This is a genomic window from Sporosarcina sp. Marseille-Q4063, assembly GCF_018309085.1.
GTDB lineage: Bacteria > Bacillota > Bacilli > Bacillales_A > Planococcaceae > Sporosarcina.
Map to the genome: position 1 here is coordinate 1,167,495 of NZ_CP070502.1, position 25,647 is coordinate 1,193,141.

General features: G+C 40.4%; 27 protein-coding genes. 9 read left to right on the top strand and 18 right to left on the bottom strand.

What is annotated here, in order from left to right; all coding sequences use genetic code 11:
- The first annotated feature begins 65 nt into the window (after positions 1-65).
- Together JSQ81_RS05950 and JSQ81_RS05955 are read left to right on the top strand one after the other, a co-directional pair.
- Positions 66-395, top strand: coding sequence for a hypothetical protein (locus JSQ81_RS05950; RefSeq protein ID WP_212606790.1), 330 nt, complete (start codon positions 66-68; stop codon positions 393-395).
- Between the two features lie 59 nt (positions 396-454).
- Complete coding sequence (locus tag JSQ81_RS05955; RefSeq protein WP_249336652.1) at positions 455-805, top strand: phage holin family protein; 351 nt, start codon at positions 455-457, stop codon at positions 803-805.
- A gap of 59 nt (positions 806-864) precedes the next feature.
- On the opposite strand, the gene JSQ81_RS05960 is transcribed toward JSQ81_RS05955, so the two are convergent.
- A complete protein-coding gene (locus JSQ81_RS05960) occupies positions 865-2,463 on the bottom strand; it encodes a BCCT family transporter (RefSeq protein ID WP_212606792.1) in 1,599 nt (532 codons plus the stop codon).
- A gap of 214 nt (positions 2,464-2,677) precedes the next feature.
- Between JSQ81_RS05960 and JSQ81_RS05965 the strand changes: the two genes are divergently transcribed.
- Positions 2,678-3,124: a hypothetical protein gene (locus JSQ81_RS05965; RefSeq protein ID WP_212606793.1), complete on the top strand. Its 447-nt coding sequence runs from the start codon at positions 2,678-2,680 to the stop codon at positions 3,122-3,124.
- A gap of 35 nt (positions 3,125-3,159) precedes the next feature.
- Complete coding sequence (locus JSQ81_RS05970; protein ID WP_212606794.1) at positions 3,160-3,645, top strand: hypothetical protein; 486 nt, start codon at positions 3,160-3,162, stop codon at positions 3,643-3,645.
- Positions 3,646-3,798: 153 nt separating this feature from the next.
- Here JSQ81_RS05970 and JSQ81_RS05975 read toward each other — a convergent pair whose 3' ends face one another.
- The 6 genes from JSQ81_RS05975 to JSQ81_RS06000 form a co-directional block, all read right to left on the bottom strand.
- Positions 3,799-5,013, bottom strand: coding sequence for a PAS domain-containing protein (locus tag JSQ81_RS05975; RefSeq protein WP_212606795.1), 1,215 nt, complete (start codon positions 5,011-5,013; stop codon positions 3,799-3,801).
- A gap of 192 nt (positions 5,014-5,205) precedes the next feature.
- On the bottom strand, positions 5,206-5,475 hold the full coding sequence (locus JSQ81_RS05980) for a hypothetical protein (RefSeq protein WP_212606796.1): 270 nt from the start codon (positions 5,473-5,475) through the stop codon (positions 5,206-5,208).
- Between the two features lie 99 nt (positions 5,476-5,574).
- The gene (locus JSQ81_RS05985) at positions 5,575-5,844 is read right to left on the bottom strand and encodes a hypothetical protein (RefSeq protein ID WP_212606797.1); all 270 of its coding nucleotides are present in this window, start codon (positions 5,842-5,844) and stop codon (positions 5,575-5,577) included.
- A gap of 73 nt (positions 5,845-5,917) precedes the next feature.
- Positions 5,918-6,160: a hypothetical protein gene (locus JSQ81_RS05990; protein WP_212606798.1), complete on the bottom strand. Its 243-nt coding sequence runs from the start codon at positions 6,158-6,160 to the stop codon at positions 5,918-5,920.
- A gap of 85 nt (positions 6,161-6,245) precedes the next feature.
- Positions 6,246-7,109 (bottom strand): Rpn family recombination-promoting nuclease/putative transposase, encoded by an 864-nt coding sequence (locus JSQ81_RS05995; RefSeq protein WP_249336710.1) that lies wholly within the window; start codon positions 7,107-7,109, stop codon positions 6,246-6,248.
- 141 nt (positions 7,110-7,250) lie between these two features.
- Positions 7,251-8,921 carry an acyl-CoA dehydrogenase family protein gene (locus JSQ81_RS06000; RefSeq protein ID WP_212606800.1) on the bottom strand — a complete coding sequence of 557 codons (1,671 nt, stop codon included), beginning with the start codon at positions 8,919-8,921 and terminating at the stop codon, positions 7,251-7,253.
- A gap of 249 nt (positions 8,922-9,170) precedes the next feature.
- On the opposite strand from JSQ81_RS06000, the gene JSQ81_RS06005 reads away from it, so the two are divergent.
- Entirely contained in the window at positions 9,171-10,208 is a 1,038-nt protein-coding gene (locus JSQ81_RS06005; RefSeq protein ID WP_212606801.1) for a serine hydrolase domain-containing protein, read from the top strand.
- A gap of 258 nt (positions 10,209-10,466) precedes the next feature.
- On the opposite strand, the gene JSQ81_RS06010 is transcribed toward JSQ81_RS06005, so the two are convergent.
- Positions 10,467-11,441: a quinone oxidoreductase family protein gene (locus tag JSQ81_RS06010; protein WP_212607566.1), complete on the bottom strand. Its 975-nt coding sequence runs from the start codon at positions 11,439-11,441 to the stop codon at positions 10,467-10,469.
- A gap of 29 nt (positions 11,442-11,470) precedes the next feature.
- Positions 11,471-12,889 (bottom strand): NAD-dependent succinate-semialdehyde dehydrogenase, encoded by a 1,419-nt coding sequence (locus JSQ81_RS06015; protein ID WP_212606802.1) that lies wholly within the window; start codon positions 12,887-12,889, stop codon positions 11,471-11,473.
- Positions 12,890-13,032: 143 nt separating this feature from the next.
- Between JSQ81_RS06015 and JSQ81_RS06020 the strand changes: the two genes are divergently transcribed.
- From JSQ81_RS06020 to msrB, 4 genes are all read left to right on the top strand, one after another.
- On the top strand, positions 13,033-14,178 hold the full coding sequence (locus JSQ81_RS06020) for an MBL fold metallo-hydrolase (protein ID WP_249336653.1): 1,146 nt from the start codon (positions 13,033-13,035) through the stop codon (positions 14,176-14,178).
- A gap of 3 nt (positions 14,179-14,181) precedes the next feature.
- Positions 14,182-14,445 carry a DUF3006 domain-containing protein gene (locus tag JSQ81_RS06025; protein ID WP_212606803.1) on the top strand — a complete coding sequence of 88 codons (264 nt, stop codon included), beginning with the start codon at positions 14,182-14,184 and terminating at the stop codon, positions 14,443-14,445.
- A gap of 112 nt (positions 14,446-14,557) precedes the next feature.
- A complete protein-coding gene (locus JSQ81_RS06030) occupies positions 14,558-15,058 on the top strand; it encodes a redoxin family protein (RefSeq protein ID WP_212606804.1) in 501 nt (166 codons plus the stop codon).
- 10 nt (positions 15,059-15,068) lie between these two features.
- Positions 15,069-16,151, top strand: a complete 1,083-nt coding sequence (msrB, locus tag JSQ81_RS06035) for a peptide-methionine (R)-S-oxide reductase MsrB (protein WP_212606805.1) — start codon at positions 15,069-15,071, stop codon at positions 16,149-16,151.
- A 24-nt stretch (positions 16,152-16,175) separates the two neighbouring features.
- On the opposite strand, the gene JSQ81_RS06040 is transcribed toward msrB, so the two are convergent.
- From JSQ81_RS06040 to JSQ81_RS06080, 9 genes are all read right to left on the bottom strand, one after another.
- A complete protein-coding gene (locus JSQ81_RS06040; protein WP_212606806.1) occupies positions 16,176-17,279 on the bottom strand; it encodes a Ger(x)C family spore germination protein in 1,104 nt (367 codons plus the stop codon).
- Positions 17,276-18,361, bottom strand: coding sequence for a GerAB/ArcD/ProY family transporter (locus JSQ81_RS06045; RefSeq protein WP_212606807.1), 1,086 nt, complete (start codon positions 18,359-18,361; stop codon positions 17,276-17,278). Before JSQ81_RS06045 ends, JSQ81_RS06040 begins: the two co-directional genes overlap by 4 nt.
- 3 nt (positions 18,362-18,364) lie before the next feature.
- On the bottom strand, positions 18,365-19,768 hold the full coding sequence (locus tag JSQ81_RS06050; RefSeq protein ID WP_212607568.1) for a spore germination protein: 1,404 nt from the start codon (positions 19,766-19,768) through the stop codon (positions 18,365-18,367).
- Between the two features lie 131 nt (positions 19,769-19,899).
- A complete protein-coding gene (locus tag JSQ81_RS06055) occupies positions 19,900-20,826 on the bottom strand; it encodes a dipeptidase (RefSeq protein WP_212606808.1) in 927 nt (308 codons plus the stop codon).
- Positions 20,827-20,829: 3 nt separating this feature from the next.
- The gene (locus tag JSQ81_RS06060; RefSeq protein ID WP_212606809.1) at positions 20,830-21,546 is read right to left on the bottom strand and encodes a gamma-glutamyl-gamma-aminobutyrate hydrolase family protein; all 717 of its coding nucleotides are present in this window, start codon (positions 21,544-21,546) and stop codon (positions 20,830-20,832) included.
- 25 nt (positions 21,547-21,571) lie between these two features.
- Positions 21,572-22,513: an MBL fold metallo-hydrolase gene (locus JSQ81_RS06065; RefSeq protein ID WP_249336654.1), complete on the bottom strand. Its 942-nt coding sequence runs from the start codon at positions 22,511-22,513 to the stop codon at positions 21,572-21,574.
- A 153-nt stretch (positions 22,514-22,666) separates the two neighbouring features.
- A complete protein-coding gene (locus JSQ81_RS06070; protein WP_212606811.1) occupies positions 22,667-23,647 on the bottom strand; it encodes an alpha/beta hydrolase in 981 nt (326 codons plus the stop codon).
- Between the two features lie 200 nt (positions 23,648-23,847).
- Positions 23,848-24,726: a carbohydrate ABC transporter permease gene (locus JSQ81_RS06075; protein ID WP_212606812.1), complete on the bottom strand. Its 879-nt coding sequence runs from the start codon at positions 24,724-24,726 to the stop codon at positions 23,848-23,850.
- Positions 24,726-25,634, bottom strand: a complete 909-nt coding sequence (locus JSQ81_RS06080; RefSeq protein WP_212606813.1) for a carbohydrate ABC transporter permease — start codon at positions 25,632-25,634, stop codon at positions 24,726-24,728. Before JSQ81_RS06080 ends, JSQ81_RS06075 begins: the two co-directional genes overlap by 1 nt.
- Between the last annotated feature and the right edge of the window lie 13 nt (positions 25,635-25,647).

Genomic DNA, 25,647 nt, shown 5'->3' on the forward strand with positions numbered 1-25,647 from the left:
GTTTCATAAATTTTGCGCTTGCATATACTACTTAATAGCAAATTATACAGTAAAGGAATGATGATTTGAAATTCAATAACCAATTTAATGGAGATGAATTTCAAAACAACGACAGTTCCCCTATCGGCCCGAAAATAGCTTTTTTCGGTTCTATATTAACAGTATTGGGCGATACGCTTGGAGTCATTGGCGGAGCCATCAGCTTAGAAGAAGACAAGATTGCCGATCAACAGCAACAACAGGCAATGGCGGATCTTCAGCGTCAGATTGATGATTTACAACAAAATAATGGAATGAATATAGATGTTGATACGTTTAATAATGTACTGGAGAAAATACTTGATAAACTGGAGAGCATGGATAATTATAAGATGGAAAATAAGCCAAAAAATTAATAAGGGAATTAACTTGAGCTATACTAATTGTATACTAAAATATTTTTAAGGTCGTGTTCTTGATGAAATGGTTCGGAGGAATTCTGGTTAATGCACTATTATTTCTATTTCTTTCATGGTTGATTCCTAGTTTTATTGTAGAAAGCATTGGAACTGCAATTCTCGCAAGTATCGTACTAGCGATTATCAATATGCTCGTTCGACCGATTTTAATATTATTTACGCTGCCGGCGACAATTGGGACGCTTGGATTGTTTTTATTTGTTGTGAACGCGCTTATGCTTTTATTGACCAATAAAGTAATGGGCGATGGATTTATCATCGGAAGCTTTGGAACGGCATTGTTGATTGCAGTATTCATGTCGATATTAAATCTATTTCTTAGTCCTGCTAAGAAGAAGATAAGATGAATTTATAAAAACTCAGCCATTTTTATTTGGCTGAGTTTTTTATTTCCCAAATCCAAGCCTTAATCTTCGCTTCTACGTTTCTTTTTTGTCATACGGTTCTTTTCTTCTCGTCGATTAATATGAATCATAGGGGAATCATAATCTTTTGACGCCAAAATATCTTCACTCGAAGCTTTCATAAATGACCAAGCAAGTAAAATCATTATGAAAACAACAGGAAAACCTGCAACAATACTTGCCGTTTGGAGCGTTTCAAGTCCCCCGATAAACATCAACACAAGTGGAAGTACTGTTAACGCGAATGCCCAGAATAACCGATTCCATCTAAGTGGATCAGAATCCACTTCTTTCTGCACAACCGCTGCCAAAATAAATGATGCGGAATCGAAAGTCGTCGAAAGGAAAATAATTGCTAGGATTGTGAACAATGGTACAATAATTTTTGCGATTGGAAGCTGATGTAAAATGGCGATGATTGTCGCCGGTGCTCCTGCTTCATTCATGAATCCGATTACATCAAAAGTGCCGCTTAATTGCAGATAAAGTCCGAAGTTCCCAAGAATTCCAAAGAACAACATACTGCCAACAGTTCCGTAAATCATTGTACCGAGAATCATTTCCTGAATCGTTCTACCACGAGATATGCGGGCAACAAATAAACCGACGAATGGTGCGTACACTACCCACCAAGCCCAATAAAAAATAGTCCATTTCTGGGGAAAGTCTGTTTTATCAAAACCCTCTAAATTTCCGAATGGTTCAAGCCACGTCGCCATTGTAAAGAAATTATCAATAATAATACCGAAACTTGTAAACGCTGTATTGCTAATGAATAATGTCGGTCCCATTATAAAAACAAAAGCGAGAATAAAAACCGCTAACCAAAGGTTGACATCACTAAGTATTTTTATTCCTTTTTTGAGTCCGAAATAGGAACTTGTTGCAAAAATAGCTGTACAAAGCATCATAATAACAACTTGCATACCGAGGGTAACCGGAATGCCTGTAATATCAGCAACGCCGGCCGCAATCATCGGTGTACCGAGTGCCAGTGTCGTGCCTGCACCGCCCATTAAACCGAACATGAATAGGACATCGATAATAACTCCGATTGGCGTGTCAACGAGTTTTCCGAGAACAGGTCTTACTGCCTCGCTAATTTTCAATACGCGCTTTTTTCGAACGTAGTAAAAATAAGCAATTGGAAGAGCCGGTAATGTATAAATTGCCCAAGCTATCGGTCCCCAGTGGAAAATACCGTAAGCGGTAGACCATGAAATCGCTTCATTGGATTCTGGCGCAAGACCAAATGGCGGTGCTTGATAATAATAAGCCCACTCGATCATGCCCCAATAGAGAATACTCGAACCAATTCCCGCAGAGAACATCATCGCTGCCCAGGAAAATGTATTGAACTCCTTCCGTTCTCCTCTATCGCCCAGCTTTACTTTTCCATTTTTACTAAAAGCGACATACATAAGAAATACAAATGCTGCTAACCCAACAAATAAATAAACGACGCCAAATGTTTCCGTCATAAATTCATTTGCCATATTGACAATTACTTCACCGGCTTCAGGAAATAGCATCAGCGGAATAGAAACCGCGAGTATTAAAATTAAAGCGCCTATAAAAGTAGGCCAATCAATAATTTTCATCGGACGAATCCTTTCACCGTATGTTTTGATTTAATTGGAAATGCTTTACTGAAAAAGTTTTTGAATACAAAAGATATGATTCATATTCAATAGCTTGTCATTTAAAAAACTGTTTATACTTTCGATTGAAAATATACATAATGATTAAACGACAACTGAATAAAAAAATGTAACTTTTACCAGCAAGTAGCGTCTATACACATGAGGTGATGTTATGAAAAGACTTATTATTTTGTTTATCATAACTGGACTTGTATTAGTTGGGTGTCATCAAGCTGCATCAAAAGGTAAAGTCCAAAAAACCGATTCAACAAAACAAAGAGTCTATAGCGGTTCATGGGATGATAACCCCATTATTATTGAACAAAGAAATAACAAAGATTACGAAACAGTGAATGAGCTAACAAATCCCGATGATGTGAAAACACTGATAAAGGCTTTGGGAAATGCAGACTGGGAGGAGAATGTCAAAGTGGATATTGGGTCACCAGACTATCGTTTCTCTTGGAATTCATTTAATCACAGCATTTGGATCAATCAAGAATACGAAAGATTGGAACTGTTAGTTGAAGGCCAATCAAATTATGGGAGTTTGTCTAAGGATTCATCTCATATTGTATTTGAAATATTGACAGGAAAAAAACTTGAAAATTACAAGTAATTAAGCGTTGAAATACACAGTAAGGGAATGAAAAAATGAAAACAGAATGGCAAAGTCTTAAGCAAGTACGGGGATGTTTATTGACTGGCATATATGCAAATCAACTTCATGTTAGAGATGATTTGGTTCTTTTTTCTTCAGAATATATTTTAAAGATTAAAAACCCAGATACATTAAAGTCTTGGTATTGGAATGTAAATTGGTTTGAAGACGGGGATTCAGATGATTATCTTGTCATAAAAGAACAAGAAACCCCGGAACCGCTAAACTATTTGAATGAACCTGACCTCTCTCCACACCAAAAACATTTCATTATTAGTTCTCTGTTTTCTTTTGAAGATAACTTAATTAAAACAGCAAGCGGATACGGATTTAAAAATAAGAACATCGAAATCTTAAGCACACTTGTATTTGAATTTGAGGAGTCATACCTTTTAATAAAAACGGGACCTGTGATTGAGGCCAGAATTACGAAAATGAAACCGAATAATTTAGGAGCTTTCATTTTTTCTTGTGACTAATATTCTTATATGTACTTCAACTACTGGTCGATATTCCGCAATCTAGCGCGATTGCGGAATATCCTCAGTCTTCTTGAGGCACCAGTATTTACGTTTGTTCGAACAAACGTGAATGTTTAAACAAACACGATAGTTTTATGCACAGGTATCTTTTCAAGTGAGCCCCATTTTTACTTCACTAGGCAATTCAAAGAAAGGTTGAATATCTTGGACATATTCCAGAACACCTAAAAATTCCCCTTTGTCATTGAATATAGCTTTATAAGTAAGATGAATGTATTGATTTTTCCTTTTAAACCACATGCTTTCAGAAGTTCGTTTTCCTGTTTTAAGATCGCGCATTAATGTCATAACCTTCATCAAACTTTTAGGTGGGTGACAATTTGCTACATTGCGCCCTATCGAAATGGGGGTCCGCACTAGCATCATTTCCGATGCTTCGGTTATTTCGTTAAAGTATTTGAACATATCGTTTTTATCAACAAATGTTATTTCAAGCGGTAAATTATTCAAAATGAGTTCTGCTTCTTCTGTCGTTAAGTAACCCCCGCCGCCAAGAACTATGTTTTGGGTTGTTGGTGAGTCAGCTATTTCTTTATTTTCGTCCACATTTTTACGTTTAGGTAGCCATGGTTCCCCTGGAGCTTCGATAATCGCATAGCCAAATGCTTCACTTTCATTTGCGATCGCTAACCAATCATCTTCGCTGAATATGGATTGAAGGATTGGCAAAATAATTGCTTCTTCTTGATAGATCATTTCTTTAAATTCATTTTCAAATGTGTCATACCTTTTTCGAATACGTGTAATGTCCGAATCATATCGCGGGTCAATTTGTCTTTTTAAAGCCTGATATCGGGCACGTATTCGAATATCTGCCCGCCACACCGTCCTTGTGGGCGCATAGTGGCCGTAACGTTCCATAATCGGGAAAAAGATCTTTTCTTTACGATTGTAATGGTTATGAAATTCTTCTAATTGAAATATAAATTGCTTTAATTTATCATTTTGATGCGTTTGGTTTTGATCCTCTTCCAGCGATTCCATAATTTGATTGATTTGATTCATAACAACTTGAAATGCAGCATTTTCTTCTTTAAAAATTTGGACTGGATGACTTGGATGATAGATGGTGGAGTTTCCGGATAAATCGGACTCGATACTAGAAAACCTTTTAACATCTTCAATCGTAATCCCATGGTCGCCGTTAATTAATTCTAGTTGCATTAACAATAGGTTAACAACACTGATACTTTTTAATTGATTGACATCTGATTTAATTGATTCCAAAGAACCTTCGTGACGTAAATGAAGTAAAATTTCTTTTAACAGGTTTATTCTTTTTATATCAAATTGCATATTCAACATATTTTTCACCTCATGTCATTTTTTGATGCGAAGATGCTATAGGGTCTTAACCGTTTAGAGACGAAGTATATATATTTAGTATAATGTACTAAGGGGATTTGCTTTGTGATATTTATCACCAAAGGTCTTTGATAAGTCATCAAAAAAACTCAGCCATTTATGGGCTGAGTTTTATTTCGATAAATTACGTAATTACTTTTCGATTGATTTTATAATTTCAGAGACATAGTCAGTTGGAAGCCCTACGTATTCCGCAACTTTTTCAGGAGCGATTCCAGCGGCATTCATACGAAAAACCACGTCCCGTTTCAATTTCTTCCTACCTTGAGCGACTCCATCCTCAAATCGTTGCAAAATATCTATTAACTCTTGTTTCCTGAAGTCTGCAAGTCGACGCGTTTCTGGATTTTGGCTTAAACGTTCGATTTCTTCGAATGCTTCCTTCGTCGTTGGACTTTCCATCACCAACGCCTCCTTTGTTTTTTCATCGCTTTTTAAAAAATCGTCTTCCCTCATTAATGGAAAGACGATTTATAGGTATTTCTTTTAATTATAATATGTTTATTTTTCAATTGACTTAATAATATCCATGACCTTTTCAGATGTAATTCTAGCGTATTTCGCAATGTATTCCATGGACATTCCATCTGTGTACATACTGTTTACCATCTCTCTTTTTTCCTGTTCGATTCCCTTTTTCCTTGCATCTTCTTCCCGTTGCAAAATATCTTTCAACTCTTGTTCCCTAAAATCCGCTAGACGACGCGTTTCCGGATTTCGGCTGAGACGGTCGATTTCTTCGAATGCTTCCCTCATCGTAGGACTTTCCATCGCCAACGCCTCCTTTGTTTTATCACCGTTTTTGAAAAATCGTCTTCCCTTATTGGAAAGACGATTTATGTGTTTATTCTTCAATTGACTTAATAATATTCATGGCCTTTTCTGGTGAAATTCTAACATTTTTTGCAATGTCTACTATTGACATACCATAATGATAAAGGCTTATTACCGTCTTTCGTTTTTCCTGTTCAATGGCATCTGCTTCCCGTTGCAAAATATCTTTCAATTCTTGTTCCCTAAAATCCGCAAGATGACGCGTTTCCGGATTTTGGCTTAAACGATCAATCTCTTCAAACGTTTCCTTCATCGCCAACGCCTCCTTATAAAGGTAGAGTCGTCAACCCTCATTAAATATGGAAAGATGATTCTAATTATTATTTCTAATGATTTCTTTATTGTTTGAGTGACTTAACTATTTCTATAACCTTTTCCAAAGGGATTCGTACATTTATCGCAATGTCTTTTGGTGACATTCCAAAATTATTAAGACTAATTACTGTATCTCTTTTCTCTTTTTCAATCCCCATTTCCATGCCCTTTTCCCGTGCATCTTCTTCCCGTTGCAATATATCTTTCAACTCTTGTTCTCTAAAATCCGCAAGCCGACGCGTTTCTGGATTTTGGCTGAGACGGTCGATTTCCTCAAATGCTTCCCTCATCGTTGGACTTTCCATCGCCAACGCCTCCTTTGTTTTATCATCACTTTTCATAAATAATAGCCACCGTTCGAGTTCGCTTGCATCCATTATATTTTCAATTCGCAGTTTCGGCAACTCCAGTACATGAATCTCCAGGTGATCCGATAATAGTAAGTTGCTCTTTTTGTTGGCTATCTGAAAAAGATTATGATAATCTTTCTCTTTTAATAAATTAAAATCAGTAATAATAATTTGAATTGCTTTCCTCAGCTGAGTGTATGGCCTGCTTTTATTGTCTTGACTTCCATACATTTTAGCCCAATAGATTAACATTCGTTCCGGAAAGGCTTGATGGTTTCCCAACTGCATTTCTATATTTATTTGTTCGCCTTGTTCCGTTCGAACTCGTACATCCATGACAGAACTTTTATCTCCGGCATGTGTGTATTCTAGATGCGGATCTACTAATTCTATCGATGTAACCTGTACATCCAAAATTGAATTTAGAAACTGCAACAATAAGTTTGAATTCCTTTTATCCCCGAAGAATGATTTGAAGACAAAATCATTGCGCAAGTCGAGCAAATCATATACACCGCGCCGTTCTTTCACGAACATTGCCAAGACGAACACCACCGTTTCTTTTCTTTCATTATCGAACAAACGCTCTAAAATGACAAGTTTAATGATTTTGATTATTCTTTACCCTTGAAATGAAAACAGCCCTAGAGTTCTTCTAGGACCGTATCAAATACCTATTCAAATAATCTGTTCAAAGTATTTTACGCTTTTCTTCTCATCGCCAATTGCCCGTTCTATCCAATTCGTTTCAATAAATATCTCCATCATTTTTTCATAACGCCCGCCCTGTTGATTGGCCCATTCAAGAGCGACGACACCTTCATATGTAAGTGTCATATCTCTCATCAGTTTCTTAGCTTCAATCGTTTGTAGTTCAGGTTCTAACGAGGCAAAAGACTCCAAATCAGAAGTTACTTTTTTGAGTGCACTAGACATGTTTTCTTTCCAATTACTGTCCGGCACACCGTTTATCCGTTCCTTCATTTCCTCGATAAACAATGTGTGCGCATCGAATTTATTCACAAGCCTTACAAGTTCCATGCCTAAAATATTTGCGGTTCCTTCCCAAACCGTCAGCACTTGGGCATCTCGAAGCAGCCTTGGTGTGACGAAATCTTCGATGTACCCGTTTCCACCGTGCATTTCAATGGCTTCGTGGGAAAAATGGATGGCTTGTTCTGCTGTTTCTTTTTTAAGGAGTGCTATTTTCAACCGATTCAATACAATTTCGTCGTTGGTTGCATTGCCTGAAGTCACTTTATCATAAAGCTTGATCATATCGAATGTCGTCGCCATTTCTACTTCGAGTTTCGCTTTCATGGTTGAGAGCGTTTCTTGTACCATCGGGAATTCGGTCAACTTTTTCCCGAAAGCGTTGCGCCTGTCTGCATAAGTCGTTGCTTCATTCAATGCGCGACGCATGATGCCCAACGAAGCTACCGCGTTGCATATCCGCGATAAGTTCAAGGCTTCCATCATATAATAGAATCCTTTTGTAGAGTCACCAATCAAATACGCGAGTGCTCCATCGAATTCTACTTCGCCAGACGGTACTGCCCGTACCCCAAGTTTATCTTTCAATCGGCGGATTTGAATTCCGTTTAATGAACCGTCTTCTTGTCGCCACGGGACGGCGAATAAACTTAATCCGCGCGACCCTTCTACGGCACCTTCCATTCTCGCAAGGACCATCGCGACGCCGCACATCCCGACGTTTGAGGCGAAATATTTTTCGCCGTATAACCTGTACTGTTCACCATCCGCGACTGCTTTCACGATATTGGCCCCGACATCCGAACCGCCTTGTCTTTCCGTTAAAAACGTCGCGCCTTCAAATAGTTCCGTATCCACTGTGGCGCAAACATGCGGCGAGAACATATCTTTCACGTCATCGCTCGCATAGTGCTCAAGTAAATAGGCAGTTGCTTGCGTCAACGTCACGGGACAATAAAATCCAGGCTCCGCTTGTGACAGCAAATAGCCTTGTGCGAAGCTATATAAATAGTTCCCTTTATGGCCTAGTTCAGGGATTTCTTTATGGACGTATCCGACAATCCCGGTTCGATAGGTTTCCTTCACCGTTTTCTTATACCCTTCATTCACCCAAATCTCGGAAACATCGTCGCCGTATTTATTGAACTTTTGGAGTCGCGGTTGGCCATCACGGTCCGTATATTTGGCGCGTTCATCGATTTCATTGGCGACTAATGAACCGAATTTTGTTAATTCCTTATGAGCGTACAAATAAAATTCCGGGGACAGTGACTCTTTTAATATTGTTTGGAGCGTCTTATCCTCTTCGTAAAAGTTCAATGGCTTTTTCACTTCAGACGCTTGTTGTAATACCATACTTATTCCTCTCCCTCAGTGGTTGTTTCAGTATTTTTCCGGAAGTATTCCGGTTCCGTGGCAGCGTATCGACTCTCAGCAAACTCTTCTATTAAACTTCTCATTCTCCTCTTGTTACCTCGAAATTAATTATATAGCGAAATGGAATTTCCCACTTATCTTTATTGCACAAAAAAAGAGTATGATATATTAAGAACGTAAGTTCCAAGGCGTTCAATTAATTGGCGGGACAACAAGGGGGGAATGGGGATGGATTTAACTATGAACAATAAAATTTTTCAGGACATTACATCATATACCGAGCAGGTAAAACAAGAGATGCATGCATCAGCTTCTGCGTTGATAATTATGAAAGACAATAAAATAGTACATGAATGGTATTCAGGTACTCATCACTTTGAAAAGGGAGCAAGAAAAATAGATAATTCTTCAAGGTTCAACGTCTATTCGACCAGAGTCACTTATGTTGGCCTCGCAATAGCATTAGCTGTATATGAAGGATTTTTAGGCTTGGATGATAGACTAAGCGATCATTTGAATGAATATGATAGAGAAATTCTTGGGGATACCACCATCAGACATTTATTAACACGTTGTACTGGTTTAAAATTTGAAAATAAAAATGTTAACCGTGTCTTTGATGTAGCAACTAATATTGAAGGAAAAAGACCGGACATTCTAGCGAAAATCTTATACAAAGCTACGGGCAAGACAGTAAATGAAGTTCTATCAAATAGAGTTTTCAAGCCATTAAACTGGAAAAATACCGGGTGGGTCACTGAAGGTGATCATCATTTAGTCTGTGATATAAATTCGTCTGAGAGTTACCCGACATTAAGGATCGGCTCCAATATAGGTGATGAAAGAAATTTATATGTAAGTGCCAGAGAGTTAGCTTTATGGGGAAATTTACATTTATATAGTGGAATGTTTGAAGATAGTGAAATACTCCCTAAAGAAATTTTTGATCTAGCAACTTCAGTTCAAAGTCCGAATACTTTACCAAGCCAACTTCCAAAATTCGGTTTTCTATGGTGGATCAAAGATAGTGAAGTGTCTGTTGATTATAATGAATTAGGTTCAGACTTACCTGATGGCTCATACCAAATACTAGGAGCATCTGGATGTTCCTGCACCGTTATTCCGGAATTCAATGCAGTAGCTGATAGAATGTACAATAGTTTAAATGCTTCTGAAAATCTAGGATTCGATTATGTAAGTGATATTCAAATGTTTGGAAACCTGGTTATTTCAAGTGTAGATAAAATGAAGTTTTATATTAAATAGGAACAGTTACAGGAGGTACTTCATGTATCTCCCCCTACTTTTCGTGAAATAGATTCTTCCCGAAGTGCAAAATTTATTATATCCGCGCATTCGGTACGGATATCAGCAGAAATCCACATTATATCCGCACATTTGAACCGCATATCAGCAGCAATTCACCCTATATCAGCACATTTCACACTTATATCCGCAAAACAGGTCCTTTCTCCTAGATCCGAATGAAAAAAAGGAAGTACAGGATGTACTCCCCTAATTTCCTTATGGAATCAACACCAGTTTCCCCATAGTCTTCCTTCCCTGAAGGTCCCGGTGCGCTTCGGCTGCGTCTTCCAATTTATACGTGCCGCCGATTGTCAGTTCGAGTTCACCGCTGTCGATATAATGAAGCAACTCACTGAAACTTTTTAGATATAACTCTGGTTTATTCACGATTTGCGGCAAGAAGAAGCCAATCACTGATTGATTTTTACGCATCAGTTGCGCTGGATAAAATTGGGCTTGTTCCCCGCTGGCTGCGCCGAATATGACTAATCTGCCGAATGGAGCCAGGCATGTCACTGTTTTATCGAAGATGTCTCCGCCGACCATTTCAAGGGCAACATCCACGCCTTTTCCATCTGTCAGCTGAAGAACTTGTTGTTCCCAATCTTCTTCTGTGTAGTTGACGAGATGATCTGCGCCTAACTTTTCGGCGTGCGCTAGTTTTTCATCACTGCTCGCTGTCGCAATAACTTTTCCGGCGCCAAAAATTTTAGCCAGCTGAACAGAAATTGCGCCTACACCGCCCGCTGCGGCATGAACAAGAACTGTTTCTCCTTTTTCCAGACGTCCCATCGTCTTCAGAATATGATAAGCAGTCTGCCCCTGCAGCGGAAGTGCGACCGCGTCGTTATAATCGACACCATTGGGAATCAGTGCCAATCCCATTTCATGCACTTTCACAAATTCTGCATAAGCGCCCGATTCAATTAACGAAACAATACGCATGCCAGGTATGAAGTGCGTTACATTTTTACCTACTGCGACAATTTCACCTGCGATTTCAGCGCCTGGAATAAACGGCAATTCTGTCGGAACAACATATTTCCCTTCGCGCCGCGCAGTATCTGCATAGTTCACGCCGATTGCTTTCACACTGACCAATACTTCTTGATCACCTATTTCCGGGATTTCTACATCCATATACTTTAAAACTTCTGGTCCGCCGTATTCTTCAAATTGAATGGCTTTCATCATGTTCACTAAATTTCCCCCTTCTGATTTCACAATCCAACCGAAATATATTTAACTTCCAAATACTCGTCCATTCCTTGATGCCCGCCTTCTCTTCCAAGTCCGCTTTGCTTGAATCCGCCGAATGGAGCTTGCGGCGTTGATGGGATGCCGTCGTTCAAGCCGACAATTCCGTATTCTAGTTGTTCGGAAATGTGGATTCCTTTTGTGATGTTTTCTGTGAATACATAGGCTGCAAGGCCATAAATAGAATCATTCGCGCGGCTGATTGCTTCGTCTTCTGTTTTGAATGTTGTAATCGGTGTGACTGGACCGAAAGTTTCGTCTGTCATGCAGATCATATCATCCGATACGCCAGTTAAGATCGTCGGTTCGAAGAAGAGGCCGCCTTTTGCGTTTCCGCCGAGTTCGATTCTCGCGCCTTTTTCTTTCGCATCGTCAACATGTTGCTGGACTTTTTCAATCGCCGCCTCGTCTATTAATGGACCAATGTCGGTACCGTCTTCCAAACCGTTGCCCACTTTTAATGCACTTGCTTTTTCAACGAGCTTCTTCGTAAAGGCATCCGCTATTGATTCGTGAACGTAAACGCGGTTTACACAAACGCAAGTTTGTCCTGCGTTGCGGAATTTGGCTGCGAGCACGCCTTCTGCCGCTTTGTCTAAATCACAGTCTTCGAGAACGATTGCTGGTGCATGGCCCCCGAGTTCGAGTGAAATCTTCTTAACCGTTTCGGCCGCGCCTTTCATGAGTTCTTTCCCGACTTCAGTGGATCCCGTAAATGTCAGTTTTCGTACACGCGTATCTGCGAGCCATGTTTCGCCGATTACTTTTGAATCGCCGGTTACGACATTCAACACGCCTTTTGGAATGCCCGCTTGTTCTGCTAGTTGAACGAGTTTAATAGCCGTTATCGGAGTTAAATTTGCCGGTTTAATGACAACCGTGCAACCTGCCGCAAGCGCCGGACCGACTTTTCTCGTGATCATTGCGGCCGGGAAATTCCACGGCGTGATGACCGCGGTTACGCCGACGGGTTGTTTGTTTACGAATAATCGTTTGTTTTGCCCGGTTGCCGGAATGGATTCGCCGTAAATTCGTTTTCCTTCTTCTGCATACCAAGAGATAAATCCATTCGCGTAAGTGATTTCTCCGCGTGCTTCAGTTAATGGTTTTCCTTGTTCTTCAGTCATTGTTCTCGCTAAATCTTCCGTGTTTTCTTTAATTAAATCATACCAATTGCGAATTAATTCGCTGCGCTCATAGGCGGAAAGCTTTGACCACTTCGTGAATGCTTCATAAGCTGCATCGACTGCTGAAGCCGCTTCTTCCGCGCTGCCTCTTGGAACCGTAGCAATCATTTCACCTGTTGCCGGGTTGTTCACTTCGACAACTGGCAGGTTTTCTCCAACGTTTTCACCGTTAATAATCATTTGATAATTTTTCATGATTCAGCCTCCCATTTCTAGTAATATCTTAAGTTTAATGGTAACTTCTGAAAATTGCCAAATCAAGTAATGACAATTACCTCTTAACCTTTCTGATATAATGACCATATAAGGGATTAGTTTGAAAGACCGGAGGATTTTACATGAAGAAAAAATTAATCGCCTCATTTTATATAGTGATTGCGGCGTTTATATTAGCAGGTTGCACGAATAGCGAGGCTACTCCGCTGCCTGCAGTTGAAACTGAAGACAATACAACAGACGATACAACTCTATCAAAAATGATTGCCCACTTTATCGATGTGGGCCAAGCCGATGCGACACTGCTTGAGTTCAGTGACGAAACGGATTCATATACGATGCTGATTGATACGGGTAACTGGAACGCAACCGACGTCGTATACTATCTTCACGATGAAAAAATCACATCCATTGATATCATCGCAATCACCCATCCCCATGCCGATCATATCGGCCAGTTGGATAAAATAATCAATGCATTCGATGTTCACGAAGTGTGGATGAATGGCCAATCAGCGGAGTCGGATGTGTTTTTACGAGCTTTGGATTCAATTGAGGATAATGGGGTAGATTATTACGAACCGGAAGTCGGGGAGATTTTCGATGTAGGACCGCTGGAAATCACGATATTGCACCCAAGTTCTTTGTCCGGATCGACGAATAATAATTCGCTTTCCATGCGAATGAAATACGGGAATGTCGCTTTCTTATTTACGGGCGACGGCGAGGAACAAGCCGAGCGTGACATGTTAGCGAGCAGCACAAATTTAAAAGCTGATATCTTGCATGTTGGACACCACGGATCGAATACATCGACGACAGAAGGATTTTTAAGTGCCGTGAATCCGGAAATTGCAATCTATTCCGCTGGGAATGAAAATCAGTACGAACACCCTCACGAAGAAGTCGTGAATCGACTTAATGCACATAAGGTTTTGTTGTACGGCACGAATAAGCACGGAACGATTCGTGTTGAAACAGACGGCGTGAATTATACAGTTCAAACAGATAAAGACGGCACGATTCCAAGAGATTCATCAGATGCAATAGAGAAATCCGACGCCGTATCTGACAGTTCTTGCATCAATATTAACGAAGCGGATGATGCAGACATTCAGAACATTGTACATATCGGAGCTGAACGCGCGGCTTTATTAATCAAAGGCAGACCGTATGAATCAATCGATGATTTGAAACGCATTAACGGCATCGGACCTGCGCGAATTAATGATATTAAAGAACAAAACATTGCATGCATTGGAGGCTAATTTATGTATTCAGCATATCTTGACCGATTCACCGATAATCATCAGGCGCTCATCCTTGTTGAAAGCTTGCAAAAAGAATTCCATGTCCAAACCTCTTCACTCCCTACCGGAAGCAATGAAGGATCTTGGTTACTTGTTGAGATTCAAGGAGATGCAGTTACCTCACTTCAATTGGATGAAAAGAAGACGCAAGACATGAAGCGCGATACACAAAACAGATTGGAACGATTGAAATCGAAAAAGTTGAGTCGTTTCAAGCGCGGTTGATTTAAAGGAGGCCTATGGTCTTCTTTTTTATTTGCACATATCCTTATGGTATGGCGGCAAATATGATAGTATTGAATTATCGGAACTATTAGTCACTTGAAGGAGGAATTGTATGCGATGGTTAGTTTCCTTAATTTTTATCGCCCTTCTTTCTGGTTGCGGCACACCCTACGGTGATGTGATTCATATCAATATTGACGATTTAGCCCCGGAGTTCGTGCTTGAGGATTTGGATGGGGATACAGTTGCGCTGAAGGATTCTGGGCAAAAAGTTTACGTAAAGTACTGGGCTTCCTGGTGTTCGATTTGTTTGGCTGGTCTAGAGGAGCTAGATTCATTGGCGGCAAATGAAACCGCCTTTCGAGTAATCAGCATTGTGAATCCTGGCTATAAAGGTGAAATGTCTTCTGAAGAATTCAAAGAATGGTATGCAACGTTGCCATACGAAAACATCACGGTCCTGCTCGATGAAGACGGCGTTTGGGCAAAAGAATTTGGCGTGATTGCTTATCCGACTTCTTATTTCATCAGCTCGTATGGAGAACTCGAGGAAACAATTATCGGACATACTTCCAACAAAGAGATCTCAAAAATCATGAAAAGACTAAGATAGGAGGATAGTAATGAAACGAATACTTTGCGGTTTCTTATTTTTATGCTTACTACTTGTCATTTCAGCCTGTGCAGGTCAGACTAACGCGTTGGATGAAGTCGATACGAAAACAAAAACACTTAGCACGGCCAAAACTGAGCGCGAACTTGACGTTATTTATTTCGCTGGCGGTTGCTTTTGGGGAGTTGAAGAATTTTTTTCTAAAATGCCCGGCGTTCATGATGTAACATCCGGCTATGCCAATGGCTCGGGCGAAAACCCGACATATGAGGAAGTCATCAGCGGTGAAATGGGATTTGTTGAAGCGGTTGAAGTTCAGTATGATCCCGAAGAAGTGAAACTGTCCACGCTTATTGAATATTATTTCAAAGCCATCGATCCAACTACGTTAAATCAACAAGGCAATGATGTCGGCATCCAATACCGCACCGGCATTTATTATGTGAATGAAAAAGATGCCTATGTCATTGATGAATTAATGACTGCAGAGCGAAAAAAATACGATAAAGCAATCGTGACAGAAGTGTTGCCTTTAACGAATTATTTCTTAGCGGAAGAAGAGCATCAAGACTTTTTAGTGAAAAATCCGAACGCCTATTGCCATATCGACATGAGTATTTTAGACGATATCAATTCGTTAGTGGACCCTGCTCTTTATTCGCGGCCTAGTGATAAGGAAATTAAAAAGAAATTAACAGATGAGCAATACAAAGTCGCGGTTCTCGATGATACGGAAATTGCTTATTCAAACGAGTATTGGGACTTGTATGAACCTGGAATTTATGTAGATATCGTCACTGGCGAACCGTTATTTTCAAGCGCTGATAAATATGATTCCTACTGCGGCTGGCCAAGTTTCACGAAGCCCATCGACCCAAATGTCGTGACGTATACGGTCGATACGAGCTTTAATATGGTCAGAACCGAAGTCCGAAGCCGCGTCGGCGATATTCACCTAGGGCATGTATTTGACGATGGGCCGGCAGATCGTGGTGGAAAGAGGTATTGCATTAATAGTGCGTCCATTTTGTTTATTCCATTGGAAGATATGGAATATGAAGGTTATGGGCATTTGGAAAAACTGGTTGAATAAAGGAGGCCTTTTCTGCCTCTTTTTTCACCGCAATGTCCCAGTATTCACAACTTTCATATCCACATTGACTGTGTAATCCAACGACCCGATTACCTTTTTCGTCAACTCTATTGTCCATTTTCCTTTATGATACATTCTGAAATGTTCACTGATGCCAACCGGGTCCAATTCCATCTTTTGAAGCTTTTTAAGAAGATCTTCAATTTGTTTTTCCAGATGTTTGTCGATTTCTTTTTCCAACTTCTTGTACTCGCCTACCTTACTTAAATCCCGTTCTCCTTTATATTCAACTAGCACTGCTCTTATTTTAAGGTGAATATTTACTTTCGGGGATTCAATATTCCTATTCCCTTTTATTTTTGCATCGTTTTCTATTTGTTCTAAGAAAAGTTGATCATCCGTCTCATTATCTTTGAATTTAATCGCGAGTGGCGATAGCTTCTTAAGCCCTACCAACGCTTGTATTAATAACGATTCCTCAGTCGAGATGGTATCAACCATTTCTTCACTACTAAATAAAGCAATCTTTGTAACTTCAAGTGACTCGCCCTTCTTTTCCAAATAAGGAACCATCGTATGATAAACTGGACTCGTTTGGGTGTTGATATAATCATGTATCGTTGTAAACGGGCTAAATGAAGTATGAAGTTTTGGCTCGAATAATTCATTCAAATAAGCATCCATATGTTGGTTTTCCGGGTAATCTGCTTTCAGAACATCCTCAACCTTATCTTTGACAATAACGACGCTGACTTTGTTTCCTACTGCAGAATCCCGATAAAAATGCTCAACTATTTCTGTCATTTTTCCGCTTTTTGCGAACTCCTCGCTGAATAGAAGCGTACGCAGTTGATTTAAAACAATCATTTTATCTGCTGTTGAAGATAGCTCGACGAGACCTTCTTGTACCATTTCCGTGTTGATCGAATAAGCTTCGGTGAGTATAGGTGATTCTCCCGCGGGTTGTGGAATCCCTACTGTCATCCTCATTTCTTTAGCATCCACTATGTCAAATCCGATGCTGCTTACAAGTGATAATTCTTCCACAGACGTACGTTGCCCTGTTTCCGTACATCCAGCTGTCAAAGCAATACCAATAATGAAAAATAGTAATTTATATTTTTTCATTCCAATCCCTCGTTCTTTTTTGGTTTAATCATATGGATCAAACACAACAGTATGGGCCATAGAAATAATGCGTACATCATGTAAAAAATACGTTCAAACAATAGCTTTTGAAATGCCTCCATATATGGGATTTTCACAAGTATGAAAATAAATCCCGCAACAAAATATAGATGCCTCTTTTTGGTCCTTGAAAGAACGGAATCGAATCCCTTCTTTGCCACCCAGAAATAAGCGGCAGTTGTCGATAAAATAAGGAAAACCCACATCGTGATTCCTAGCACGTCGATTCTTTCAAGATAGGATAGCTCAACTTCCTTGAATAAGTTTAATACTGGGTACAATACATTTTCAATTTGCCATTCCGAGAAAAACATCACACTTACAAATGTGAAAGCCAAAGCGAATGCTATGCTTAACCATAATCCGAGGGACGCATGTTTAAAGGCTTTTTTCTGGTTAATGATATATGGAAAATAAAATGAGATTAATTCAAAACCGCCGATTGCCATTAACCCTTTTTTCGAAGCAGTGAAAAATTCATTGAACGTGAAATTGAAAAACGGCAGCATATGACGAATGTCCCCATCGACAATACTCCACTTCAAAAAGTAAAGCAGCCCTAATGTAATGAAAAAACTCATCATACAAAACCTTGCGATTGACTTAATACCACCGCTAACAATATAAATAGTCATAAGTAATAAAAATATCAGCGGAGCCGTAATTTTTCGATCTACGAGCGCGACGACTTGAATTAGCTGTATATAGCTTGAAAATACAGCTGCTAACACGATGATGAAATATACTAGAAGAATAGCATTGATTGTTTTTCCTACCCATTTTCCGAATAGCTTTTCATGAATGGCGAATAAAGTATCGTTTCGATATTTTTGTCCGAGCCAGATTATCGGGATCAGTAACAAGTTTGCGACGACCCCAAATAACAAAGGCATCCACCACAGGCTGTAGCCCATGGAGCTTAATCGATGTGGCAACGATAAAACAGCGGTTCCTATAATCACATTTTGAACGAGAAACACGACATGATAGCGATTCAACACTTTTAATTTATTGTCATCCATTGTTCATTCCTCCTTGTCTACAGGAGGTTTTTTTTTAGTTTGCGCTCTTGCAATACCAGGTTTATGTTTTAAAAATATAGTCGGCATTCGGACGACGGAGTCGAAAAAGTCCGTCCACTTTCTTGGTATTAAAGGTGTCATATATGGCGTGTTAAGTGATGTCAAGCTCAGTAAATGGTGAAAAAGCCATGCGAATGCAAGCATTTGGCCATAAAGCCCGAACATCCCCGCTGAGAATATAAAAAAGTACCGGACGAAGCGACTTGAGTTACTCATGATAAAGTTTGGGGGTAAAAACGATAACAGTGCGGAAACGGCAACAATAACGATTAATGTATTACTAACAAGACTAGCTTCAACCGCTGCAGTTCCAATAACGATACCGCCAACAATACCAATCGTTTGACCAATTTTTGTCGGCATCCGCGAACCGGCTTCTCTTAATATCTCAATAACCAGTTCCATGAATAGCACTTCCATGAAAGGCGAAAAAGGAACCTTCCCTCGCGATTCTTGGAGATTCAGCAGGACATCGAATGGCAGCATTTCAGGATGATAAGTCAAAACTGAAATATAAGTCGGCGTTAATATGATCGTCAAGAAAAATCCGAAAAAACGAAGAGCGCGAAGCAGAGATGCCGTCGTCCAACGATTATAGTAATCCTCGGGTGAAATAAATAATTCGAAAAATGAGATTGGACAAATTATGATTCCTTTACTATTATCCATGGCGATGACAATACGGCCGTCCAATAGAGCTGACACAGCGATATCCGGTCTTACCGTTTCATGGTACTGCGGAAAGGGCGAAAACGGATGATCATCCATTAACTGTTGCAAAATGGAGATATCGTTGAATCCGGGATGATCATCTTGCTCAATTTTTTTAATGACGATGTCCAAATTTTCTTTATTGACAATGTCATCTATATACAGAACAGAAACTTTCGTATTGGTTTCAGTGCCAACAACGAAATTTTTGATTTTCAAATTCGGATTTTGAATTCTTCTTTTTAGTTGAGATAAGCTGGTTTCCAGTGATTCAGTAAATGCATTTTGTGGGCCGATGACGCTAGACTCGGTATCAGTTTCACCTATTGCAGCGGTCGGCGCGCTAAATGTACTTATACTTAAGTAAAGGTCTTCAACATGAAAGTATAAGATTGTATTCCCTTCTGTAATTGAGGAAATAATGTTTGAAAGATCGCTTGATTCAACAACCTCCGCTGTTTGCAATACATTTGCTTTTGATTGCAGTAAAGGCGCAATCACTGTTTTGTGCATCGTGAGATTATCGATTAATGAACTGAAATATATGAGTGTGATTCGTTCTTTATCAACATATATATCTTTAAATATGGCATCCTCAATTCCATCTAATTTCGTTTTAATCGCTTCGATTGGAATGCCTCCTCATCTGGATAGTTGTAGGATTATTGTTTCCTGGTAGAAGTGGGTTTATTCAAGAGGGGAAAATGGCTTTGATTAACTAAAAACTACGGGAGCAATCATTTCACTGATTGTTCCCGCAGTTTTTTTCATTTCGGACGATGATCCAAGAAATTTTGATAGGCAAATCCTTTTACTTCGTCTTCGCTATAATGTTTTTGAAGCTCGTTTAGTAAATTCGGATGCATGGAGGCATCTTCTAAATTGATGATTTTCGATGCAATGCCGTCGAAATCTGAGCCTAAACCAATTTGTTTTACCCCGCCTAGCGAACAAAAATGATCGATATGTTTAATGAGATCAGAAATCGTCACGTCCCCTTCTTCTTTCACAAACGGCGGGCAATAAACGACGTGTATGAGTCCATTTTTATCAAACATGGCTTTCGCTTGTTCGTCCGATAGATTTCGCACATGATCGCATAAAGCTCTGGCATTCGAGTGGCTTGCAATCGGATAAGTCGCTTCGTCCATGACATCCCAAAACGCTTTTTCGCATAAATGAGAGACATCTGTCAGGATTTTATGACGGTTATTGAATTGGACGATTTCCCTTCCGAACGTAGTGAGTCCAGCGCCGCGTGATTCTCCCGCCCCGTCTGCAGCCAAATTCGCGTTATTCCAAGTGAGACCGATTGAGCGAACGCCCAGTTCATAAAGAATGCTTAATTTCTGAAGGTCGTTGCCAATGGCATCTACCCCTTCTAGGGTTAAAAAAGCACCGATTTCTCCGTCTTTCAGCTGGTCAAAGTCGCCCCATTCTTTAATATGCTTCATATTCGGATTGTTAGCGAGGACATCTGTGTAAAAACAATGAATTTGATCCAATGCAGCTTGAAATTTCTCGTCGGATTTCATGTCCGGTTCGATGAAAATCGCAAATGCTTGAACGCACACGCCGCCTTTTTTCATTTTTTCATAATTCGTATCGAGTTCTGGCGAATTCTTGAATTTCAATGTTCCGTTTGACTCATAAAGTCTTAAAAGAACGTCGCAATGTAAATCGATGATATCCAATTTTCAGGACCTACTTTCTTTGCATTTTTCTACGAATTTATCAAAAAGCCGAAGCGACACGACTTCACCGTATTCCGCTAATGCTTCCGGATGCCACTGCACGCCAAGTACAAAGTCATGATCTGTGCTTTCTACGGCTTCTATGATGCCATCGCTTGCGGTTCCGCTGATTTTGAGTGGTTTCGGAACGTCTTTTACTGCTTGATGATGGAATGAGTTCACTTTAATTTTAGTCGTTTCTGCTATTGATTCGAGAATGGACTCTTTTTTGACTTGAACGAAATGAGATTGATGACTTCTCGTCGCTTTTTGCGAATGTTGTAAGATCGTGTTTGCGCTTTGGGAATGAATGTCTTGAATAATCGCCCCGCCCAGTGCAACGTTTAAAATTTGAAGACCCCTGCAAATACCTAGAATCGGTTTATTTGCCTGAAGCATTTCTTTCGCAAGTGCGATTTCAAGCGAGTCGCGAGTTGGCGAAACCTCACCTAGCAACGCATGAGGTTCTTCATCGAATAAAGTCGGATCGATGTCCCCGCCGCCTGTGAGTATTATTCCATCGATCAAATGGGCTACTTGCTTAGCATCTTCTTCTACACCAATCGGTAAAATAAGCGGTAATCCCCCGGCACGTTTGACGGCTGTTACATAATTGGTGTTCAATTGATGCTTTCTATCACTGTCAACATCCGTGGTAATGCCGATAACTGGTTTCTTCAATTATATTCCCCCTAAACTTTTAAATTTACTTTGTCGTGTAGTGCCAAACCCCATTTTGCAATTCCCTTTGACAATCCCCTTTATGACGTAAATATTCAAGATGCGCCAATGTTTCGCCCACTGCAAAACGAACTTCGTGCACGGTTAATTCGAATTGGAAAAGACGATTGAAAACTTCGTAGACCGTAGCTCCTTGGCCGATTCCCTTCATCGTTTCTGCCAGCCTTGTATCATGGTGTTTTATAATTTCATCGATTCGATTATTCGCTCCGTGGAATGGTTTTCCGTGGGAAGGGATGACAAAATCGATATCAAGTTTTTTTATTTTTTCCAATGAAGTCAGGTAGGATTCCAACGGGTTATCATTTCCATGGAACCAGTACGAAATATTCGGCGTAATTCTCGGCAAAATATGATCGGCCGAAAGAAGCACATTTTTTTCAGCATTATAAAAACAAACCATGCCGTCCGAATGACCCGGCGCAAAGATTACCTCATATTCCAAACGGCCAACGGGAACTTTCTCGCCTTCGATAAAATAATGGTCAATTGTCGGATGCGGCGTAACCAGCGGTATAAATTCGACAGTATTTTGCACCATTTGCGCCCCGATGTCTTCGGGTATACCCGAGGCGTTATAATTACTATGTATGCTTCCGAGAAATTCATCCGTCCACGCAGTAAACCCCGCATTCGCATCAATTTTCGACATAGATACGCGCGCGCCGGTTTTCTGTTGAAGAGTCCCCGAATGCCCGAAATGATCCGGATGATAATGCGTCAGATAGAGATCTGTGACGTTCTTTCCATGCAGTTTTTCGTCCCATAATTGAGTCGTATATGAATTATTCAATCCCGAATCAATAACCGTCCATCCGTTTTCGCCTTCCGCCATAAAACAATTGACATGATTCAAACGAAACGGCAGCTCCACTCTTATTGGTGTAATCCCTAACTCTTTAAGCAAATGAACTCCTCCTTTGATGATGAATATTCCTATGTACCTATCATACATGTTTTTGGAGTTTTGTGTTAAATGTGAATTTGACAGGAATTTTTTGAAGGAATAAAAAAAGCCGTGCACGATTGAATTTGAAATTCAATCGCACACAGCCATTCCTTACTTTTCAGCAACTAAATTGAGATAGTTGCCTAGGAAATGTTGGACCTTATTTTTATACTCAGCTTTCTGCATGGCAAAAGATTCTCCGTGATTCGCCCCATCGACCAAATATAGTTCTGCTTCACTATTTGTGTGCTGATACAATTCCTTGGCCATCGCGACTGGAACGAATGTATCCGCGTTCCCGTGGACATACAGAATCGGGACATTCGTTTTTCCGACTTCCCTTAATGCGCTCGCTTCCTTGAACAAGTAGCCCGCCCGAATTTTTGTTAATAAACTTGTGCTATCCAACAAAGGAAATGCGGGTAGGTGAAACATGCGATCCATTTGATAAGCGAATAATTGGTAGACCGACTTATACGGACTGTCCGCAACGATTGCCTTGACTTGACGAGGCAATTCTTCTTCCCCGCTTGCCATTAGAACGGTTGCGGCACCCATCGATAATCCGTGGTAAACGACTTCGGTGTCAGCGCCTAGTTTAGTCACCAGCGTTTCTGTCCAATCAATCAAATCCAAACGATCCGGCCAACCGAAACCGTAATAATCGCCTTCACTCTTTCCATGACCTCGCGCATCCGCCATAAATATATTAAAGCCTAATTCCTCGTGATAATACTGACCGAAGAGTCCCATCTGTTTCGCGTTTCCTAAATAACCGTGAGTCAAAATAACGAGCTTATTCGTCGGCATAGAAGCACCTAAATAATACCCCGAAAGTTGCATGCCGTCGCGAGAAACTATATTCATAGGTTCAAATTTTTGACTAGCCACCCAATCTTTCCATTGGCCTTTCGTATATAACGCCATTGATTCCGCAGACACTTCCAAATCCGCATTCTTCTGCAAGTATTCTTTCTCTCCCCTTTTGATTGCTAACTCATAAAAAAAGAAACTACCTGCGATTTGAATCACAAGAAAAACGACCGGGACTAGCAGCAAAATCATTTTCCATTTTATTTTTATCGTTCTCATTCCTTCTCTAGTAGGCTATGACTTTCCATTCACTATACATCTACTAGTATACTACAAAAGCCATAGAAAACGATTGTTATTTTTTTGAAAGATTTTGAGCAGGAAAAACTTCATGGGCGATTACGCACAAAAAAAAGATGTATCCAGAATCATTCTCCCTAAGGAAAAACGATTCAGCATACATCCCACACCTAAAAAAATCATTTATTTCCCGACTGTAGATTGATTCCTTGAATGAAATACTTCTGGAAAAAGAAGAATAACAGAATGACGGGCAGAAGGACTAATAATGAGCCGGCCATCAAATAGTTCCACTGCGTATTCATCTCTCCTTTAAATACTTGGAGACCCAGTTGTAATGTATATAAACTTTCATCATTCAAGTAGAGCAGCGGCCCGAGAAAATCGTTCCATGCGCCGTTAAAGGAGAATACGGCGACAGTCGCCATCGCCGGCTTCGTTAGCGGAATGCCGATTTTCCACCATATGTAAAAATGGCTGGCTCCCTCCATCTTTGCCGCCTCGACCAATTCATTCGGAATCGTCATATAAAATTGGCGGAGCAGGAAGATGAAAAAGGCGCTGCCGAAAAAGGACGGTACGACAAGCGGATAATAGGTATTGACCCATTGGAGCTTCGCAAACAAGACATACTGCGGAATGAGCGTCACGAATCCCGGAATCATCATCGTCGAAAGAACAATTCCAAACAGAATCGTTTTCCCTTTGAACGGAACTTTTGCAAATCCATATGCGATGAATGAATTGACAAAAACACTTCCGAACACCACGATGACGGTGATTGTGACCGTATTCACCGTATACAAATCGAACGGCGCAGCTTGCCAAGTCTTGACAAAGTTTTCCCAATTCCATTCCGAAGGGAAAAAGGAAGGTGGATAGGTCATCACTTCTTGCATGGTTTTCAATGCGGTCGAGAGCATCCACCAAAGTGGCGACAAGATCAGCAGACTGCCGGCCGCTAGAAGAACGAAATTGATCAATGTAAATATTCTGCGTCTATTATAGACACTATCTAAATAACTTCCTTTCTCTTGATTCGCATCGATATTTTTCATCAGTTATCCTCCCCTTCGTAATGAACCCAACGAGGAGCAAGCTTCAAGTTGATGATTGTAATGATAAAAACGATGACAAACAGAATCCATGACATGGCCATGGCGTAACCCATATCGAATGACTCGAATGCTTTTTTCCACATATATAAATTGTAGAACAGCATGGAATTGACCGGTCCGCCTTCCCCGTTCGACATCACGTATGCCTCTTGAAAAATTTGGAATCCGCCGATTAGGCTTGTGACCATGTCGAAGAAAATTACTGGCGTAATCATTGGAATCGTAATGTAACAGAACTGTTTCCATCTGCCCGCTCCGTCAATTCCAGCAGCGTCATAAAGACTCCGAGACACGCCTTGCATGCTCGCCAAATAGAGGAGCATTCCGCCGCCCACTCCCCATAGCTTCATGAATATGAGAGCAGGTTTTGTCCATGATGGATCGAATAACCAATTGGGTCCTGCAATTCCGAACCAAGCCAAGACGGTATTCACCATTCCGGATCCTGGCTCGAGAAGTTGCATCCATAGAAGATAAACCCCCACGCCCGAAAGAATCGCGGGCAAATAATAAACCGTCCTGAAGAAACGTAAACCGGGTACGTCTTGATTCAAAAGAGCCGACAAAAAGATCGCCCCTAGCGTCGTCAGCGGTACCGAAAAAAGTACGTAGTAAAGTGTATTATAAAGAGATGTCCAAAAAAGTTGGTCACCCGTAAACAATTGTTCATAGTTGGCAAATCCGATGAAATCCATCTGCGAAGTAATGTCGTAATTTGTAAAACTAGCGAAAAATGAAAATAGAAGCGGGCCCGCCGTGAATACGACGAACCCAATGAGCCAAGGAAGGATGAATATGTATCCTTGCCTTCCTTCTCTTCGAATATGTAGCGGCTTCTTTTTAGCCATTCATCTTCCCCCC

Coding starts and splice junctions, on each gene's coding strand:
- JSQ81_RS05960 (WP_212606792.1), bottom strand. CDS start 2,463: ATGAAAATTATTGATTGGCCTACTTTTATAGGCGCTTTAATTTTAATA.
- JSQ81_RS05965 (WP_212606793.1), top strand. CDS start 2,678: ATGAAAAGACTTATTATTTTGTTTATCATAACTGGACTTGTATTAGTT.
- JSQ81_RS05970 (WP_212606794.1), top strand. CDS start 3,160: ATGAAAACAGAATGGCAAAGTCTTAAGCAAGTACGGGGATGTTTATTG.
- JSQ81_RS05975 (WP_212606795.1), bottom strand. CDS start 5,013: ATGTTGAATATGCAATTTGATATAAAAAGAATAAACCTGTTAAAAGAA.
- JSQ81_RS05980 (WP_212606796.1), bottom strand. CDS start 5,475: ATGGAAAGTCCAACGACGAAGGAAGCATTCGAAGAAATCGAACGTTTA.
- JSQ81_RS05985 (WP_212606797.1), bottom strand. CDS start 5,844: ATGGAAAGTCCTACGATGAGGGAAGCATTCGAAGAAATCGACCGTCTC.
- JSQ81_RS05990 (WP_212606798.1), bottom strand. CDS start 6,160: ATGAAGGAAACGTTTGAAGAGATTGATCGTTTAAGCCAAAATCCGGAA.
- JSQ81_RS05995 (WP_249336710.1), bottom strand. CDS start 7,109: ATGTTCGTGAAAGAACGGCGCGGTGTATATGATTTGCTCGACTTGCGC.
- JSQ81_RS06000 (WP_212606800.1), bottom strand. CDS start 8,921: ATGGTATTACAACAAGCGTCTGAAGTGAAAAAGCCATTGAACTTTTAC.
- JSQ81_RS06005 (WP_212606801.1), top strand. CDS start 9,171: ATGGATTTAACTATGAACAATAAAATTTTTCAGGACATTACATCATAT.
- JSQ81_RS06010 (WP_212607566.1), bottom strand. CDS start 11,441: ATGAAAGCCATTCAATTTGAAGAATACGGCGGACCAGAAGTTTTAAAG.
- JSQ81_RS06015 (WP_212606802.1), bottom strand. CDS start 12,889: ATGAAAAATTATCAAATGATTATTAACGGTGAAAACGTTGGAGAAAAC.
- JSQ81_RS06020 (WP_249336653.1), top strand. CDS start 13,033: ATGAAGAAAAAATTAATCGCCTCATTTTATATAGTGATTGCGGCGTTT.
- JSQ81_RS06025 (WP_212606803.1), top strand. CDS start 14,182: ATGTATTCAGCATATCTTGACCGATTCACCGATAATCATCAGGCGCTC.
- JSQ81_RS06030 (WP_212606804.1), top strand. CDS start 14,558: ATGCGATGGTTAGTTTCCTTAATTTTTATCGCCCTTCTTTCTGGTTGC.
- msrB (WP_212606805.1), top strand. CDS start 15,069: ATGAAACGAATACTTTGCGGTTTCTTATTTTTATGCTTACTACTTGTC.
- JSQ81_RS06040 (WP_212606806.1), bottom strand. CDS start 17,279: ATGAAAAAATATAAATTACTATTTTTCATTATTGGTATTGCTTTGACA.
- JSQ81_RS06045 (WP_212606807.1), bottom strand. CDS start 18,361: ATGGATGACAATAAATTAAAAGTGTTGAATCGCTATCATGTCGTGTTT.
- JSQ81_RS06070 (WP_212606811.1), bottom strand. CDS start 23,647: ATGAGAACGATAAAAATAAAATGGAAAATGATTTTGCTGCTAGTCCCG.
- JSQ81_RS06075 (WP_212606812.1), bottom strand. CDS start 24,726: ATGAAAAATATCGATGCGAATCAAGAGAAAGGAAGTTATTTAGATAGT.
- JSQ81_RS06080 (WP_212606813.1), bottom strand. CDS start 25,634: ATGGCTAAAAAGAAGCCGCTACATATTCGAAGAGAAGGAAGGCAAGGA.